The organism is Prauserella cavernicola (assembly GCF_016595675.1).
In the GTDB taxonomy this organism is placed as follows: Bacteria; Actinomycetota; Actinomycetes; order Mycobacteriales; family Pseudonocardiaceae; genus Prauserella_A; species Prauserella_A cavernicola.
On the sequence record NZ_JAENJH010000001.1, the window covers coordinates 117075 to 132102 of the forward strand.

13 protein-coding genes are annotated in these 15028 nt (G+C 72.7%); 7 read left to right on the forward strand and 6 right to left on the reverse strand.

Translation table 11 applies throughout. The features are described from left to right. Positions 1–279: 279 nt before the first annotated feature. From JHE00_RS00555 to JHE00_RS00570, 4 genes are all read right to left on the reverse strand, one after another. Entirely contained in the window at positions 280–1020 is a 741-nt protein-coding gene (locus tag JHE00_RS00555) for an SDR family NAD(P)-dependent oxidoreductase (RefSeq protein ID WP_200313630.1), read from the reverse strand. Continuing rightward, positions 990–1952 carry a DMT family transporter gene (locus JHE00_RS00560; RefSeq protein ID WP_200313632.1) on the reverse strand — a complete coding sequence of 321 codons (963 nt, stop codon included), beginning with the start codon at positions 1950–1952 and terminating at the stop codon, positions 990–992. The genes JHE00_RS00555 and JHE00_RS00560 overlap by 31 nt, the downstream gene beginning before the upstream one ends. Next, on the reverse strand, positions 1949–4333 hold the full coding sequence (locus JHE00_RS00565) for a wax ester/triacylglycerol synthase domain-containing protein (protein ID WP_200313634.1): 2385 nt from the start codon (positions 4331–4333) through the stop codon (positions 1949–1951). Before JHE00_RS00565 ends, JHE00_RS00560 begins: the two co-directional genes overlap by 4 nt. Positions 4334–4422: 89 nt before the next feature. Further along, a complete protein-coding gene (locus tag JHE00_RS00570) occupies positions 4423–5646 on the reverse strand; it encodes a PucR family transcriptional regulator (RefSeq protein WP_200313636.1) in 1224 nt (407 codons plus the stop codon). Between the two features lie 157 nt (positions 5647–5803). Between JHE00_RS00570 and JHE00_RS00575 the strand changes: the two genes are divergently transcribed. The 5 genes from JHE00_RS00575 to JHE00_RS00595 are packed head-to-tail and all read left to right on the forward strand — an operon-like array spanning position 5804 to position 10649. After that, complete coding sequence (locus JHE00_RS00575) at positions 5804–6637, forward strand: ABC transporter ATP-binding protein (protein ID WP_200313639.1); 834 nt, start codon at positions 5804–5806, stop codon at positions 6635–6637. Beyond that, positions 6630–7361 (forward strand): ABC transporter ATP-binding protein, encoded by a 732-nt coding sequence (locus JHE00_RS00580; protein ID WP_200313641.1) that lies wholly within the window; start codon positions 6630–6632, stop codon positions 7359–7361. Before JHE00_RS00575 ends, JHE00_RS00580 begins: the two co-directional genes overlap by 8 nt. 26 nt (positions 7362–7387) lie before the next feature. Beyond that, on the forward strand, positions 7388–8266 hold the full coding sequence (locus tag JHE00_RS00585; RefSeq protein WP_200313643.1) for a branched-chain amino acid ABC transporter permease: 879 nt from the start codon (positions 7388–7390) through the stop codon (positions 8264–8266). After that, positions 8266–9315 (forward strand): branched-chain amino acid ABC transporter permease, encoded by a 1050-nt coding sequence (locus JHE00_RS00590; RefSeq protein WP_200313645.1) that lies wholly within the window; start codon positions 8266–8268, stop codon positions 9313–9315. Before JHE00_RS00585 ends, JHE00_RS00590 begins: the two co-directional genes overlap by 1 nt. Continuing rightward, on the forward strand, positions 9312–10649 hold the full coding sequence (locus tag JHE00_RS00595) for an ABC transporter substrate-binding protein (protein ID WP_200313647.1): 1338 nt from the start codon (positions 9312–9314) through the stop codon (positions 10647–10649). Before JHE00_RS00590 ends, JHE00_RS00595 begins: the two co-directional genes overlap by 4 nt. 354 nt (positions 10650–11003) lie before the next feature. Here JHE00_RS00595 and JHE00_RS00600 read toward each other — a convergent pair whose 3' ends face one another. Beyond that, positions 11004–12149, reverse strand: a complete 1146-nt coding sequence (locus JHE00_RS00600; RefSeq protein ID WP_200313649.1) for a class I tRNA ligase family protein — start codon at positions 12147–12149, stop codon at positions 11004–11006. A gap of 122 nt (positions 12150–12271) precedes the next feature. Between JHE00_RS00600 and JHE00_RS00605 the strand changes: the two genes are divergently transcribed. Both JHE00_RS00605 and JHE00_RS00610 read left to right on the forward strand, forming a co-directional pair. Further along, the gene (locus JHE00_RS00605) at positions 12272–13465 is read left to right on the forward strand and encodes a CaiB/BaiF CoA transferase family protein (RefSeq protein WP_200313651.1); all 1194 of its coding nucleotides are present in this window, start codon (positions 12272–12274) and stop codon (positions 13463–13465) included. After that, positions 13462–14235 (forward strand): enoyl-CoA hydratase/isomerase family protein, encoded by a 774-nt coding sequence (locus tag JHE00_RS00610; RefSeq protein ID WP_200313653.1) that lies wholly within the window; start codon positions 13462–13464, stop codon positions 14233–14235. The genes JHE00_RS00605 and JHE00_RS00610 overlap by 4 nt, the downstream gene beginning before the upstream one ends. Positions 14236–14250: 15 nt before the next feature. On the opposite strand, the gene JHE00_RS00615 is transcribed toward JHE00_RS00610, so the two are convergent. After that, positions 14251–15015 carry an IclR family transcriptional regulator gene (locus JHE00_RS00615; RefSeq protein WP_200313654.1) on the reverse strand — a complete coding sequence of 255 codons (765 nt, stop codon included), beginning with the start codon at positions 15013–15015 and terminating at the stop codon, positions 14251–14253. Positions 15016–15028: the final 13 nt, after the last annotated feature.

Here is a 15028-nt window from a genome sequence, read left to right on the forward strand (position 1 = left end):
GCTTGCGCACCCGACGGGCATTGCGCGCGGGAGTAGGGAGCTCGCGGTCTGGAACGCAGGGCTCGCAGTCCTGGGTGCAGGACTCGCGGGCCGGAGTGCGGGACTCGCGCTCTTGAGTAGGTGACTCGCGCTCTTGAGTGGGGGACTCGCGTGCTGGAGTGCAGGACTCGCGGTCTTGAGTGGGGGACTCGCGTGCTGGAGCGGGGGACTCGCGCACCGGAGCGGGGGACTCGCGCAGCCGGGCGCAGGGCTCGCGGGTCCTCGTGCACGGCTTGTCCGTTACGTTGTTCGGCGTTGGAGGGCGTCCGTGACGGTGGGGGCCACGCCGCGCAGGCGCGCGGGCAGCCGCAGCCAGCGGGGCACGAACACCTGCGACCGGTTCCGCTCCGCCGCGGCCACCAGCGCGGCCGCCACTCGCTCCGGCGGCACCGGCCGCGGCACCCGCCGCGCGTACGGCGAGCCGCGGCGCGCGAAGAACGGCGTGTCCACCACACCCGGCACCACGATCGTCACCCCCACGCCCCGGCCGGCGACCTCGCCCCGCACACTCGCTCCGAGCGCGTCGAGCCCGGCCTTGGTCGCCGAGTACACCGCCTCGCCCGCCACGCTCATGCTGCCCGCGATCGATGACACGAGCACGATCTGCCCGCGCCCGCGCGCCAGCATCCCCGGCAGCGCCGCGCGCACGAGCAGCATCGGCGCGAGCAGGTTCACGCGCACCAGGTCGCCGACGCGCTCCTCCGGCATGACCTCCAACGGGCCGGACCAGCCGACACCCGCGTTGCACACCAGCAGGTCCACCTCACCGGCCTCGGCCAGCACGCGATCCGCCGCGCCGGGCGAGGTGAGGTCCGCGGCGCAGCACCGGGCGCCGGTGCGCCGCGCGATGTCCGCCAGCGCGTCGGTGTCGCGACCCACCGCCAGCACGTCGCACCCGCGGCCCGCCAGCCGCTCCGCCGTGGCGGCGCCGATGCCGGACGAACCCCCGGTCACCACCGCCGTCGTTCCCGCTCCGAACACGCCTCCTCCTCCACCGGACTCCCCGGGCTCACCGGGCTCGCCACAGTCTCCGCGGCCTCCGGAATGCTCACCTGCGGTGCCCGCTGGCTGAGCAGCGCGATTCCCGCGATCGCCACCGCCAGCGCCAGCACCTGCCCCGCGATCGGCCCCCCGCCACCGGGCAGCCGCTCGCCGAGCCACAGTGATCCGACCCCGATGCTGATCAGCGGGTCGAGCGCCACGATCACCGCGAGCGCTGGTGCGAGCGCCACCCCGACCCGGAACGCGTTCTGGCTCAACAGGAAACCGGTCACGCCGCACACCACCACGACGTAGAAGTGCCAGTGCGTCAACAGCGCCGCGACACCGCGTCGCAGGTCGTCGGCGGCGAGTTTCGTGACACCCGCGGTGACGCCGTACAGCACGCCGGTGGCGGTGGCCAGGGCCATCACCCGCGCCCGGCCCGTGCACCGGATGGCCACGCCCACCGCCGCGGCGATCAGCACCGCGAGCCCGGCCGCGAGCGGCAGGACCTCGCCCAGCTCCAGCCGCCCGTGCCCGGCCTTCGGCCTGGCCACGAGGAAGAACGCCGCGAGACCGGCGACGCACAGCGTGGCACCGAGCAGCACCATCCCGTCGGGCCGTTCCCGCCTCAGCGCGCTGCTGCTGAACACCGCGAACACCAGCGAGGTCACCAACAGCGGCTGCACGAACACCAGCGGCGCCGCGCTCAGCGCCAGCCACTGGAACACGATGCCCAGCGCGTTGGCCAGCAGCGACACCAGCCACAGCGGTTGCCGCAGCAGTGCGAACACGAGTCCCCAGCGCACGGGTCCGCCGCCGGGGACGCGCCGCGCGGCCCGGTGCTGCAGCGCGCCGGTGAGCCCGAACGCGGCGGCGGCCAGGATCGCGGCGGGCACCGCGACCTCGAGGGCCGTGTCCCCGCCGGTCATGGTCCCGCGCGGGCACCGGCCAGCTCGGCGAAGACGGCGTCGGTGTGCGCGGCGATGCGGTCGACGAGCTCCGCCTGCTCGGGAGTGCCGGTGAACACCATCGTCACCCAGTGGCCCCACGTCATGGCGCCCCACGCGAGGCCGCTGCCGGGCGCCAGGGCCAGTACGGGATAGGCCTCCGACATCACCGAGCCGTGCCAGCGGATCTCGCGGCGCGGCCCTGGCATCACCGTGCCGATCGCGTTGAACCAGTCGCCGCGGTAGACGGCCCGCGCGGCGCGGGCGTGCAGCCGGGGCGGGAACCTGCCGATGAGCCGGATCACGGCGTGCGCGGCCTCGGGCACTCCGGCGTCGATGCGCTCCCGGAGCGCGGCGGACACCAGCGTGGCCCGTCGCTCGAGCGGCAGGGGGCCGATCGGCAGGTCCACCGACACGGCGCCGGTGTGGTTGCCCGCCGCGCGCATACTGCCCGTCCGGCGCAGCGACCACGGAGCCATGAGCCGGAACCGCGCACCGTCGCGCGCGCCGAGGACGTCGTGCACGGCGTCGGCGAACACCGCCTTGACCAGGTCGGCGGGTGCGACGCCGAGTGAGCGGGCCGCCTGCCTGACCTGCCTGCCGGGCAGCCGCAGCAGGGCGTGGTGCCTGCGCGGACCGGTGATCGCCACGTCGAGCGGGGTCGCTGGTGCCCTGCCCGCGCGCGCCAGCCGCCACAGGCCGTGGGCGAGTAGTCGTGGTGCGGGCCGGAAAACGTTGCCGCCCAACGGAGTCCGTGGCTGAATCGCCCACGACAGTCCCGTAGTGGTGTCGGTGTCGGACAGTAGCGACTGCATCACGGTCAGGCCGTCGCCGAGTGCGTGGTGCAGTTTGACGAGCAGGGCGCGCCGCTGTCCGGGTAGCCCGGTGACGAGCCGTCCGGCACCGGCCGCGCGGGTGGTGTCGAGCGGCAGCGAGAAGAACTCGTCGACGGCGGCGGCGAGGTCCGCCGAGACCACCTCGTCCACCAGGGACAGCGGATCGGCCCGCTCGCCCGGATCCCACCGGGCCCGCCGGGTGAGCGTCGCGGGCACCAGCCTGCCGTCGATGCCGGGCACCGCGGCGAGCATGCCCGCGGCGTCCTTGCGCGACAACGGCGGCCCGGCCTCGAACACGAGGGCGGTGCCGACGTACTGGGGGACGGCCTCGGTGCCCGCGTGCAGGAACAGCGCGTCGGGCGAGGCGAGCGGGCGCGGCCTCGTCGTCGCGGGCAGGTTCGCGAAGTTCCGCAGATCCTCGTCGAGACCGCGTTGCGTGACGTATGCGCGGGCCGCGTCCTCCAGGCCACGCCGCAGCGCGGGCCGCGCCGCGAACTCGCGGACGGTGCGGGCGAGCGAGCCGGGCTCCGCGCACACCCTGGCCAGGCCGGCCTCGGCCAGCAGCCGCGCGTTGGCCCTGCCGTGGCCCGCGATCGGCTCGTGCAGCAGCACGGCGCGTCCGCAGGCGAGCGCCTCGAGCGCGGTCGCGCCACCCGCGTTGGTCACGACCAGATCGGCGGCCGTCAGCAGTGTGGCCATGTCGTCGACCCAGCCGAGCACCGTGACCCGCTGGTCGCCGGCGAACTCGCGCGTGAGCCGGACGCGCAGGCGCGCGTTGTGCCCGGCCGCCACGACCACACCGGCGCTGGGATCGCCGCCGAGCACCTCGCGCACCGTGTCACCGGGAGCCCCGAAGGCGAGCGAACCGCACGAGACCACGGTGAGCGGCCCGGAGGGGGCCAGCCCGAGCCGTTCGCGGGCGGCCGTCCGGTCACCGGGGGAGAAGCCGGGCGGTACCGGGGGAGCCGACACGGCCACGCGCGCGCCGGGCACGCTGCGCCGTGCCGGTTCCGCGGCCACCTCGTGCATCACCAGGTTCACGCTCACGCCCTCGTGCACCCACGACGGGTGCGGTGCGATGTCGGAGACCCACGCGGCGGTCGGTACCGACAGCCCGCGATGGCGCCGCAGCCACTCGAGTCCGGTGGTACCCAGCGGGTAGGTCGAGACGATCGCGTCGGGGCGCGCGGCATCGAGGACGCCTGCGAGCCGCCGTCCGCTCCACGCGCCGATCACCCGCTTGGCGGCCTTCGCGAACCACCGGTGATGCCACAGCGACGCGTAGAAGAACTCGTAGAGCCACGGCAACCGTCGCACGGCCGTCGCGTAGATCCAGCGGAACACCGGGCCCGTGCCGCGCCCCATGGCGTCCAGCACGTCGACCCACTGCACGTCGATGCCCGGCCAGATCCGTCGCGCGGCGGCCTCCAGAGCGCGTCCGGTCGCGTGATGGCCCTCGCCCATGGTCGCCGACACGATCAGCAGCCGGGCGGGCCCGTTCGCCTCCGGATTCGCGCTCGTCGTCACCACCGCCCCTCAGCAGGGAAACCGCGCCAGTACCCGATTCAACCACGACCGCGCCCTCTCGCGCGCCGTCCACAGTGTCCTGCCGTGGTTCAGTGCTGGTGTCTGCGCGCCAGGAGCCCGAGGGTGAGCAGCAGCCGGTCGCGCGGTTCGCCGACCTTGCGCCCGGTGGCCGACTCGATCCGCTGCAGCCGGTAGATCACCGTGTTGCGGTGGCAGTACAGCCGCTGCGCGGCGTGGGTGGGGGAGCCGCCGCTGTCGATCATCGCCTCGAGCGTCTTGAACATCGTCTCCCGCTCGGGCTCGGGCAGGTCGAGCAGTTCGCGGAAGGCGACCTGCTGCAGCCGCGGCGTCAGGTGCGGGTTGCCGACGAGCAAGGCTTCGGGCAGCCGGTCGTCGAGGAACGCGACGCCGGGCTCGCGAAGGGTCCGCGCCGCTGTCTGGGCCAGCGTGTAGGCGTCGCCGACCTCGGCGAGCCGGTGCACCACGGGCGAGGCACCCGCGCGGCCGCACACGGCGGGGGCCAGCGCGTCGAGCACGGCGGCGGGCGCGCGATCGCCGAGCACGACCAGCCCCACGATGTCGGAGGGCCGCACGTGCCACGACGACACGATTCCGTGGCAGGCCAGTACATCGCGCGGTGAGCGCAGCGGATCGTCACGAGGGGAGTCCACGGGGGCCACGACGCACAGCATCGGGCCGCTCGTCGGCAGTCCCAGTGCCGTCGCGGCCTCCTCGGCGAGCGCTGGATCGCCGCCGCGGCCCTCCAGCAGGGCGTTGAGGAACGCGTGCCGCCTGCTCAGTTCCTGGCTGCGCAGCCGAGCCTCCTCGAGCCGGTAGGCGTCGACCAGCGCCGAGGAGCTGGAGTCGATCACGCGCCAGACGTGGCCCGCCGCGTCGAGCAGCGCGTGGTCGTAGTACCCGCCGAACCGTTCGCGCGAGGTCTGGAGCAGGCCCTCCCATATGACCCGGCCCCCGAGCTGGTAGGCGCGCAGCACCGCCTCCAGCGGCACGCGCTGGCGGGCGCGGAGCTTGCCCGTCTCGCGGGAGGTGTCCTGCGGGTCCTCGCCGACGGGCACGGTCTCGCCGAGCGACTGCAGCCCGCGTTCGATGTTGCCGCGCAGGCTCTCGCGCAGGTCGTCGGGAGCGGAGATCCCCAGCTGCGCGTAGGCCGGTTCCCGCTGCAGCACGATGATCGTCAGCCGGTCGGCGAGAGCCTCGAGGTTGCCGAGCAGCACCCGGCTCAGTGTGTGCAGCGCATCCCGCGCGGGCTCGGGGCAGTCGAGCGCTCCGGTGCCCTCGGCCGAGGGTCTCATCCGCCGACCTTGGCACGGACCTCGGTGGAAGGTCCAGCGATTCCGGGCGCGGAGCCCATAAATCGGACACATCTTTGGGCGGGGCGCCTATGGCCGCGATTGGGCGCGGCGCATCACTCTTAGGACCCTCGAAACCCCAACGGTGGGAGGCGCGGTCGTGACGTTGCCGGACACTTCCGAGACGAGATCGCCCAGCGCCCCACCGGATCCGGCGCCCCTGTTCACCGCCGAGGGTGTGACGGTGCGCTTCGGCGGGCTCACCGCGCTCGACGACGTCTCGCTCGCCGCGCGTCCCCGCGAGGTGCACGGCGTCATCGGCCCCAACGGAGCGGGCAAGACCACATTCTTCAACGTCTGCTGTGGATTCGTCCGTCCGGACCAGGGGACGTTGCGCTGGCGGGACGAACCCGTGCGCGGGCTGCATCCGGCGCGGCTGGCCGGGATGGGCATCGCCAGGACGTTGCAGGGGCTCGGGCTCTTCGCCGGGCTCACCGTCGCGGAGAACGTGCTCGTCGGCGCGGATCGCTTCCGCCGCACCGGTTTCGCGTCGTCGCTGTTCGCCCTGCCCAGGGCGGCGGCCGACGAGCGGAGCCTGCGTGAGCGGGCCGACCGCGCGCTGGAGGAGGTGGGCGTCGCCTCCTACACCGGCCGGTATCCGGGCAGCCTGCCCTACCCGGTGCGCAAGCGGGTCGCGCTGGCGCGGGCGCTGGCCGCCGATCCCGAGCTGCTGCTGCTCGACGAGCCCGCGAGCGGGCTGGGCGCGGACGACATGACCGAGCTCGGCGAGCTGGTGCGCGGGCTCACCGAGCGCATGGCCGTGGTTCTCGTCGACCACCACATGGACCTGGTGATGGCCGTGTGCGACCGGATCACCGTGCTCGACTTCGGCCGCGTCGTGGCCGCCGGGAGCCCGGCGCAGGTCCGCGACGACCAGGCCGTGATCGACGCCTACCTCGGAGAGGAAGCGCGGGCGGGAGGCGACGATGACTGAGCGATCCGGCGCGCTCGAGATCAGGGGCCTGTCCGCCCGCTACGGTCCGGTGACCGCGCTCGACGCCGTGGACATCCACGCCAACCCGGGACGGATCACGGCGGTGCTGGGGGCCAACGGCGCGGGCAAGACGACGTTGCTGCGCACGATCTCCGGACTGGTGCGCGGCAGCGACGGCAGCGTGCTGCTCGGCGGACGCGACCTCACCGGCGCGCCCGCGGAGACGATCGCGCGGGCGGGGATCGCCCACGTGCCCGAGGGCAGGGGAGTCATCACCGAGCTGACCGTCGAGGAGAACCTCCGGCTCGGCGCGCTGCTCGGCACCGCCCGGCGCGGCAGCGCGGGCCGGGGCCGGCTCGACGAGGTGTACGACATGTTCCCCGCGCTCGGCGACCGGCGGCGCCGGGAGGCCCACTCGCTGTCCGGCGGCGAACGGCAGATGCTCGTGATCGGCAGGGCATTGCTGTCGGAGCCCGAGGTGCTGCTGCTGGACGAGCCGTCGCTCGGGCTCGCTCCCCGCGTGGTGGCGCAGCTCTTCGCGCTCATCCGCGACCTCGTCGACTCCGAGGGACTCACCGTGCTGCTCGTGGAGCAGAACGCACGCAGCGCACTGTCCATCGCCGACACCGGGTTCGTGCTCAACCTCGGCCGCGTCGTCGCGGCGGCCGGGGCGGCAGAGCTCGCCGCGGACGACGACCTCCGGCACGCCTACCTCGGTTTCTAGCCTTCTGGGAGAGGACCACGCAGACGATGCAACAGTTCGTGAACTTCACACTCGGCGGGCTGAGCCAGGGCGCGATCTACGCGGCCTTCGCGCTCGCACTGGTCCTGATCTGGCGGGCGACGCGGATCATCAACTTCGCCCAGGGCGCCATGGCCATGTTCACCACCTACCTCGCGCTCACCCTCATCGAGAGCGGACTGTCCTACTGGGCCGGATTCGCCGCGGCGCTGGCGGGCGGACTCGTGCTCGGCGCACTGGTCGAGCGGGTCGTGATGCGACCGGTCGAGGGCGGACCCGAGCTCAACGCCGTGATCGTCACCCTGGGACTGTTCGTGGCGTTCCAAGCGCTGGCGGCGATCCTGTTCGGCGCCACCTTCCAGTCGTTTCCGGCGCCGTTCGGCCTGCGTGGCTTCACCGTCGGCGAGATGACCATCGCGTTCACGCCGTTCTCGGTGTTCGTGATCGCCTCCGTGGTCGTCGTGATGCTCGCGCTCACCGCGCTGTTCCGGTTCACCGACCTCGGGCTGCGGATGCGCGCGTCGGCGTTCAGCCAGGAGGTGTCCCGGCTGCTCGGGGTCCGGGTCGGCCGGATGCTGACCCTCGGCTGGGCGCTCGCCGCCGTCGTCGGCTCACTGGCTGGGCTGCTGATCGCGGGCGGCAACCTCGTGCACCCCGCCTACATGGACGCCGTGATCGTGTACGGCTTCGTCGCCGCTGTGCTCGGCGGGCTGGAGAGTCCCGGGGGCGCCGTGGCGGGCGGGCTGATCATCGGGCTCGCACTGTCCTATGTGAGCGGTTATCTCGGCAGCGAGCTGGTGACACTGGCCGCGCTGGCGATCCTCGTCGCGGTGCTGCTGGTGAGGCCACGTGGGTTGTTCAGCCGGGTCGCGGCAAGGAGGGTCTGATGCGCACGCTTCCGCGTCGATTCGTTCCCCGGTCGCTGCTGCTGCGCAACCTGCTCGGCGTGCTCGCCGGGCTCGTCGTGGTGGTGCTGGTGCTGGAGACCACGAGCCCGTTCCGCAACTCGCAGCTCGCCACCATGTCCTACTACGCCATCGCCGCCGCGGGGCTGACCGTCCTCACCGGACTCAACGGGCAGATCTCGCTCGGCCACGGCGCGCTCATGGCCGTCGGCGCCTACACCACGGCGCTGCTGCTCGAGGGTGACGCCGTGCCGTTCTCGCTCGCGATGCTGGTCGCGGCCGCGGTCACCGCGCTGGTCGGCATCCTGGTGGGCGCCGCGGCGTCGCGGCTGCACGGCCCCTACCTCGCGGGTGCGACACTCGCGCTGGCCGTGGGGGTGCCCGGGCTCGCGATCTACTTCGACGGCCTGCTGGGCGGGGAGCAGGGGCTCAGCGTGCGCTCGCCCAGGCCGCCCGACTGGTTCGCCGACGCGCACTACTTCGTCACCGCGGGCGACCTGAGCAGCGCGAAGTACCTCGCCTACATCGGCTGGCTCACGCTGCTGCTGGTCATCCTGCTGCTGGCCAACCTCATGGCGAGCCGGTTCGGGCGCGTGTGGCGCGCGGTGCGCGACGACGAGGTGGCCGCCGAGCTCGCCGGGCTCCGCCTCGGCAGGCTGCGGGTGCTCGCGTTCGTCGTGAGTGCCGCGTGCGCCGGGCTCGCGGGTGCGGTGCTGGCGATGGTGGTGCGGCTCGCCGCGCCCAGCGGCTTCACGATCGTGCTGTCGCTCTCGCTGCTCACCGCCGTGGTCGTGGGCGGGCTCGGCAGCATCGCGGGCGCGTTGCTCGGCAGCGCGCTGCTGGTGTTCCTGCCGCCCGCGGTGACCAACCTCGGCACCGGCGCCGGGCTCACGGGCGTGCAGGCGGCGCAACTCGCGCCGCTCGTCTACGGCGTGGTGCTGGTGGTCGTGATGCTGCTCGCTCCCGGCGGGGCGATGGGACTGCTCCGCCGGTTCTGGCGTCGGGGAATCAACCAAGGAGGAAGCAGATGAGGCGACCGGGACAGCGCGGTCTCGCGGTCGGCGCCCTGGCCACGATCGTGACGTTGCTGATCACGTCGTGCGGTGCGGGCGGACGGCCGGAGGAGGATCAGGGTGGGGGCAGCGCGTCCGACGTGGGCGTGACGGCCGAGTCGGTCAAGGTGGGCGCGCACTTCCCGCTGACCGGTGTCGCGGCGCCGGGCTACAGCGAGATCCCGACGGGAGCCAAGGCGTACTTCGACTTCGTCAACGCGGCCGGCGGCGTGAACGGGCGGCGCATCGACTACGTCTACCGCGACGACGCCTACAACCCGACCAACACCAGCCAGGTCGTGAACGAACTGGTGCTGCAGGACGAGATCTTCGCGATGGTCGGCGGGCTCGGAACCCCGACGCACAGTGCCGTGCTGGACTTCCTCAACAGCTCCGAGGTGCCCGACCTGTTCGTGTCCTCGGGCTCACTGCTGTGGGACCAGCCCGAGACCAACCCGCAGACCTTCGGCTGGCAGCCCGACTACGAGGTCGAGGGCAAGATCATCGGCCAGTACGTGCAGCAGAACTTCCCCGACGCGAAGGTGGGGCTGTTCCTGCAGGACGACGACTTCGGTGAGGACGGCGAGAAGGGCGCGCGGGCCTACATCGACGACCAGATCGTGGCCGCCGAACGGTACGCGCCCGGCAACACCGACGTCGGCCCGCAGGTGGCGGCGCTGCAGGCGGCGGGCGCGGACCTGGTGATCGGGTTCAACGTGCCCTCCTACACCGCGTTGAGCCAGCTGACGGCGATGCGGCTCAACTACGATCCACAGTGGATCTACAGCAACGTGGGCTCCGACCCGGCGCTGGTCGGCTCTCTGCTGAGCCGCTTCTCCGAGGGGCAGGTCACCGACGCGGCGCTGCTGCAGGGCGTCATGACCACCGAGTACTTGCCGGGCGTGGACGCGCCGGACAACGCCTGGACGAAGCTGTGGCAGCGGGTGTGGGACGCCCACGGCGGTCAGGGCCAGCTGTCCAACTACCGGATCTACGGCATGGCACAGGCTTACACCTTCGTGCAGGCACTGCAGGCCGCGGGTCCGGACCCGACCCGTGAGGGCATCGTGACGGCGCTCGAGGAGATGGGCGGCGAGCTGCGCGGACCCGCGTTCGTGCCGTACCGGTACTCGGCGGACTCGCACGCGGGCCTGAGCGGGGTGAAGGTGGTCCGGATCGCGGGCACCGGCGGCACCGAGGACCTCAGCCCGGTCCTGGTCACCGGCAACGGCGACACCGAGATCACCGAGCACACCGAAGAACACGCCGCCCCACCGGAGAACGGCATCCCGAACGTCCAACCACAGAACTAACCGCGAGTCCCCCGCTCCGGCGCGCGAGTCCCCCGCTCCGGCGCGCGAGTCCCCCGTCCAGGCGCGCGAGTTCCCCGTCCGGGACTGCGAGTTGCCTGCTCGGGACTTCGAGTCGGGCGTTCGGTCGCGGGCGGACGGGGTGCTGTCGACGGAGAGCCGCTGTGGCGGCGAGTGGACGCTCGCCGCCACAGTGCTGACCCGCGCGGGAGGCTCCGGACCGGCGACGGTGTCCTGAGCGGGCAACTCGTCGGCCTCGGCGGGGAAGTCGCGGACTGGAGCGGGGGACTCGCGGGCTGGAGTGGGGGACTCGCGGGCTGGAGCGGGGGACTCGCGGTGCGTCGGGTGTCGGGTGGGTCAGCTCAGGCCCAGGGACGCTGTGAGGAGGCGGGCGGCGCTGCCGCCCTCCTCGATCGCCACGTCCAGGGCCGCTGACGTGCCCAGGTCGTCCGCGAGCAGGGCTCGCATCCGCTCGATCGCGGGCTCGCCCGCCTCGATCGGCCGGCCCGCGGCCCGGTGCAGCGCCTCCAGGCGCGTGCCCGCCGCGTCCAGCACCGACGGCGCGTAGTCCCAGGCCTGGGCCCACGGACGATCGATGATCGCCAGCCGCACCACCGACGCCGTGTGGTTGGCCAGTAGCTCCTCCAACAGCACCAGGTTCCCCGCCGACTTCGCCATCTTCGCCCCGTCGACGGCCACCGTGCCCACGTGCAGCCATGCCCGCGCGTACGGGGTCACGCCGGAGAGCGCCTCGGCCATCGCCGCGTGATAGGCGTGGTGCGGAAAGCGCAGGTCGGCCCCGCCCGCGTGGACGTCCACGCCCACCCCGAACACGGACTCCGACATCGCCACGCACTCCGCGTGCCAGCCCGGCCTGCCTGTGCCCCACGGCGAGTCCCACGCGGGGTAGCCGGGTTCGGCCGCCTGCCACACGGCCACGTCGAACGGGTCCTCCTTGTCGGGGTCCTCGGGCCTGCCGCCGTACTCGGCCGCCAGCCGCAGTGCCTCGGCCTCGCCCAGGCCCGCGCGCTCGGCGACCGCCCGGCCCCGGAAGTAGACGCTGCCGCCGCGCCGGTACGCCGCGCCCGCGTCGAGCAGCGCGGCCGCCAGGCGCAGCACCGCGTCGACGTAGCTGTGCGCCCTCGGTTCGAAGTCGGGCGCGGGCACGCCGAGTGCGGCCATGTCGCCCTCGAAGTGGAACTGCTGGAACGCGGCGAGCTGGTCGTAGGGCGAGCCGGACTGCCGTGCGGCGTCGACCAGGACGTCGTCGACGTCGGTGACGTTGCGGCACACGACCGGCTCCACCCCGAGCACCCGCAGCACGCGCCGCAACGTGTCGACCCAGACGAACGTCGACGCGTGCCCGAGGTGCGTCACGTCGTACGGGGTGATGCCGCACGCGTAGATCCGCGCGCGGTCGAGCAGCCGCACCGGCGTCCCGCCGAGCGTCACGGCGGTCGCGCCCGGCACCGGGCGCCTTCTCGTCATCGACTCGAACGTCATGCCGCCACGATGCCCCACGCGAGGCCGGGATGCGACTCCCTTGACCGGCCGCGAGCCACGATCGTAGAGTCGTGCCGTAGCACAACAACCGTGCCGTGGTGCGGCACAGTCAGCGAGGGACTATGGCGTTCGCGCTGGGACACCTGACGGTCGTCGACCTGACCCAGGTCATGGCCGGTCCGTATTGTTGTCAGCTCCTCGGCGACCTCGGCGCCGACGTGATCAAAGTCGAGCCGGTCGGCAGAGGCGACGCCACCCGGCAGGCCACCGGGCACCGGTTACCCCAGGGCGAGAGCGCGGCCTTCGTCGCCGTCAACCGCAACAAGCGCAGCATCGCCCTCGATCTCAAGAGCGACGCGGGCCGGGAGGCGTTCTACCGTCTGGTGCGCGACGCCGACGTGGTGGTGGAGAGCTTCCGCCCCGGCGTCGCGGCGAAGCTCGGCGTCGACTATCCGTCGCTGCGCGCCGTCAACGAGCGCATCGTCTACGCCTCCATCTCCGGGTTCGGCCAGACCGGCCCGTACGCGCAGCGTCCGGGCTACGACCTGATCGCCCAGGCGATGTCCGGCGTCATGAGCGTCACCGGCGATGCCGACGGCGAGCCCGTCAAGTGCGGCGTGCCCGTCGCGGACATGTCCGCGGGCCTGTTCTGCGCCGTCGGAATCCTGAGCGCGTGCCTGTCCCGCGAAGTCACCGGACAGGGCCAGGCCGTGGACACCTCCCTCTACGACGCCGCGCTCGCGCTGTCGATCTGGGAGACCTCCGAGCTGTGGGCCACCGGCGAGGCGCCCGGCCGACTGGGTTCGGCGCATCGCGTCAACGCGCCGTACCAGGCACTGCCGACCCGCGACGGCTATCTCACCATCGGCGCCAACAACGACCGGCTGTGGCGGCGCCTGTGCGACGTCCTCGGCCGCGACGACCTGCTCGCCGACGACCGCTTCACCACCAACTCCGAGCGCGTGCGGCTGCGCGACGTGCTCGCCGCCGAGCTGACCACCACGCTCAAGGAACGCGACACCGACGACTGGGTGGACGCGCTGCTCGACGCGGGCGTGCCCGCGGGTCCGATCCAGGACTACCGGCAGTCCTGCGAAGACCCACACACCCTCGCGCGCGAGATGGTCGTGGAGATGGACCATCCGACCGAGGGGACGGTGCGCGCGCTCGGCATTCCGATCAAGCTCAGCGATACTCCCGGCCAGGTCCGGCGCACGGCGCCCTCGCTCGGTGAGCACACCGACGAGCTGCTGAAGGCGGCGGGCTGCACCGAGAGCGAGATCGCGACACTGCGAGCCGAAGGAGCCGTGGGATGACCGACCAGGTGCTGACCGAGTTCAGCGGTCCCGTCGCGGTCGCGACGTTCAACCGGCCCGAGGCGCGCAATGCCATGACGTGGGAGATGTACGACGCGCTGGTCGAGTTCTGCGAGCGCGTCGACGCCGACGAGGACGTGCGCGTCGTCGTGCTGCGCGGCGCGGGCGGCAAGGCCTTCGTCGCGGGCACCGACATCGCGCAGTTCAGACAGTTCCAGGGCGCCGCCGACGGGCTCGACTACGAGCAACGCATCGAAAGTGTGCTCGACAAGGTCGAGAGCATCCGGGTGCCCACCATCGCGGTGGTCGACGGCTACGCGACCGGTGGCGGATTGTCCATCGCGGCCTGTTGCGACCTGCGTATCGCGAGTCCGAAGGCGAAGTTCGGCCTGCCGATCGCCCGCACCGTCGGCAACTGCCTGTCGATGGCGAGCTACGCCCGCCTGGTGCAGCTGGTCGGGGCGGGCAGGGCGATCCACCTGATCTACACCGCGGGCTTCGTCGGCGCCGAGGACGCCCACCGGATCGGCCTGGTGTCCGAGCTGGTGGAGGAGTCCGAACTGGACGGCCGGGTGACGGCGCTGTGCGACCAGCTCGCCGGCCAGGCGCCGCTGACCATGCGCGCCAGCAAGATCGCGCTGCGCCGGCTGCGCGAGCATGCGCTGCCACCCGGCGACGACCTGATCTCGATGTGTTACGGCAGCGAGGACTTCCGTGAGGGCGTCACCGCGTTCACCGAGAAGCGCCCGCCGCAGTGGCATGGCCGGTGATGGGCCGTGCCGCGCTCACACCGGAAGCCGGTAGCCGAGCGTCGCGCTGATCCGCTGCGCCGCCTCGACGACGAGTGCGCCGTAGGTCTCCCGCAACTCGTCGGTCATCCTGCTGCCCGGAGCCGACACCGAGATGCTCGCGACCGGGCTGCCGTCGTGGTCGAAGATCGCCGACGCGACGGCAGCGATGTCGGTGCGCCACTCGCCGACGTTGGACGCGTAGCCACGGTCGGCCACGCGGTCGAGGTCGGCGAAGAACTGGTCCCAGTCGACGATTGTGTTGCCGGTGTAGCGTTCCAGCTTGCCGCCCAGGATCTCGCGCACGCGCTGCCTCGGCAGGGACGCGAGCATGGCCTTGCCGTTGGAGGAGCCGTGCAGCGGAACCGCGCTGCCCAGCGGGATCACCGCGCGGATCGGGTGCTCGGTCTCGACCCGCTCGATCAGCACGGCACGGTCGGCCTCCCGCACCATCAGGTGGGAGGTCTCGCCGGTCTCCTTGCGCAGTTCCTGCATGATCGCCGCGGCGGCGTCGCGCACGCTGAGGTCCGCGATCGCGCGCTGGCCGATGTGCAGGGCGCGCGTGGTGAGCACCCAGCGGGTCACCTCGGCGCCGTCGGGGCAGATCCAGCCGGCAGTCCACAGTGTCCGGAGCGCGCGCTGCACGGTGCTCTTCGGCAGTCGCAGCCTGCGGGCCAGCTCACCGACGCCGACGGGCTGCGTGTACGCGACCTCTTCGAGCACGCGGAAGGCGGACAGGACCGTGCGCATTCCCTCGCTCATGACCGGAGTCTAA

What these genes read in the sequence shown, in the direction of transcription:
- JHE00_RS00560 (WP_200313632.1), bottom strand. Translation starts at nt 1,952, where the DNA reads ATGACCGGCGGGGACACGGCCCTCGAGGTCGCGGTGCCCGCCGCGATC.
- JHE00_RS00570 (WP_200313636.1), bottom strand. Translation starts at nt 5,646, where the DNA reads ATGAGACCCTCGGCCGAGGGCACCGGAGCGCTCGACTGCCCCGAGCCC.
- JHE00_RS00580 (WP_200313641.1), top strand. Translation starts at nt 6,630, where the DNA reads ATGACTGAGCGATCCGGCGCGCTCGAGATCAGGGGCCTGTCCGCCCGC.
- JHE00_RS00585 (WP_200313643.1), top strand. Translation starts at nt 7,388, where the DNA reads ATGCAACAGTTCGTGAACTTCACACTCGGCGGGCTGAGCCAGGGCGCG.
- JHE00_RS00590 (WP_200313645.1), top strand. Translation starts at nt 8,266, where the DNA reads ATGCGCACGCTTCCGCGTCGATTCGTTCCCCGGTCGCTGCTGCTGCGC.
- JHE00_RS00595 (WP_200313647.1), top strand. Translation starts at nt 9,312, where the DNA reads ATGAGGCGACCGGGACAGCGCGGTCTCGCGGTCGGCGCCCTGGCCACG.
- JHE00_RS00600 (WP_200313649.1), bottom strand. Translation starts at nt 12,149, where the DNA reads ATGACGTTCGAGTCGATGACGAGAAGGCGCCCGGTGCCGGGCGCGACC.
- JHE00_RS00605 (WP_200313651.1), top strand. Translation starts at nt 12,272, where the DNA reads ATGGCGTTCGCGCTGGGACACCTGACGGTCGTCGACCTGACCCAGGTC.
- JHE00_RS00610 (WP_200313653.1), top strand. Translation starts at nt 13,462, where the DNA reads ATGACCGACCAGGTGCTGACCGAGTTCAGCGGTCCCGTCGCGGTCGCG.
- JHE00_RS00615 (WP_200313654.1), bottom strand. Translation starts at nt 15,015, where the DNA reads ATGAGCGAGGGAATGCGCACGGTCCTGTCCGCCTTCCGCGTGCTCGAA.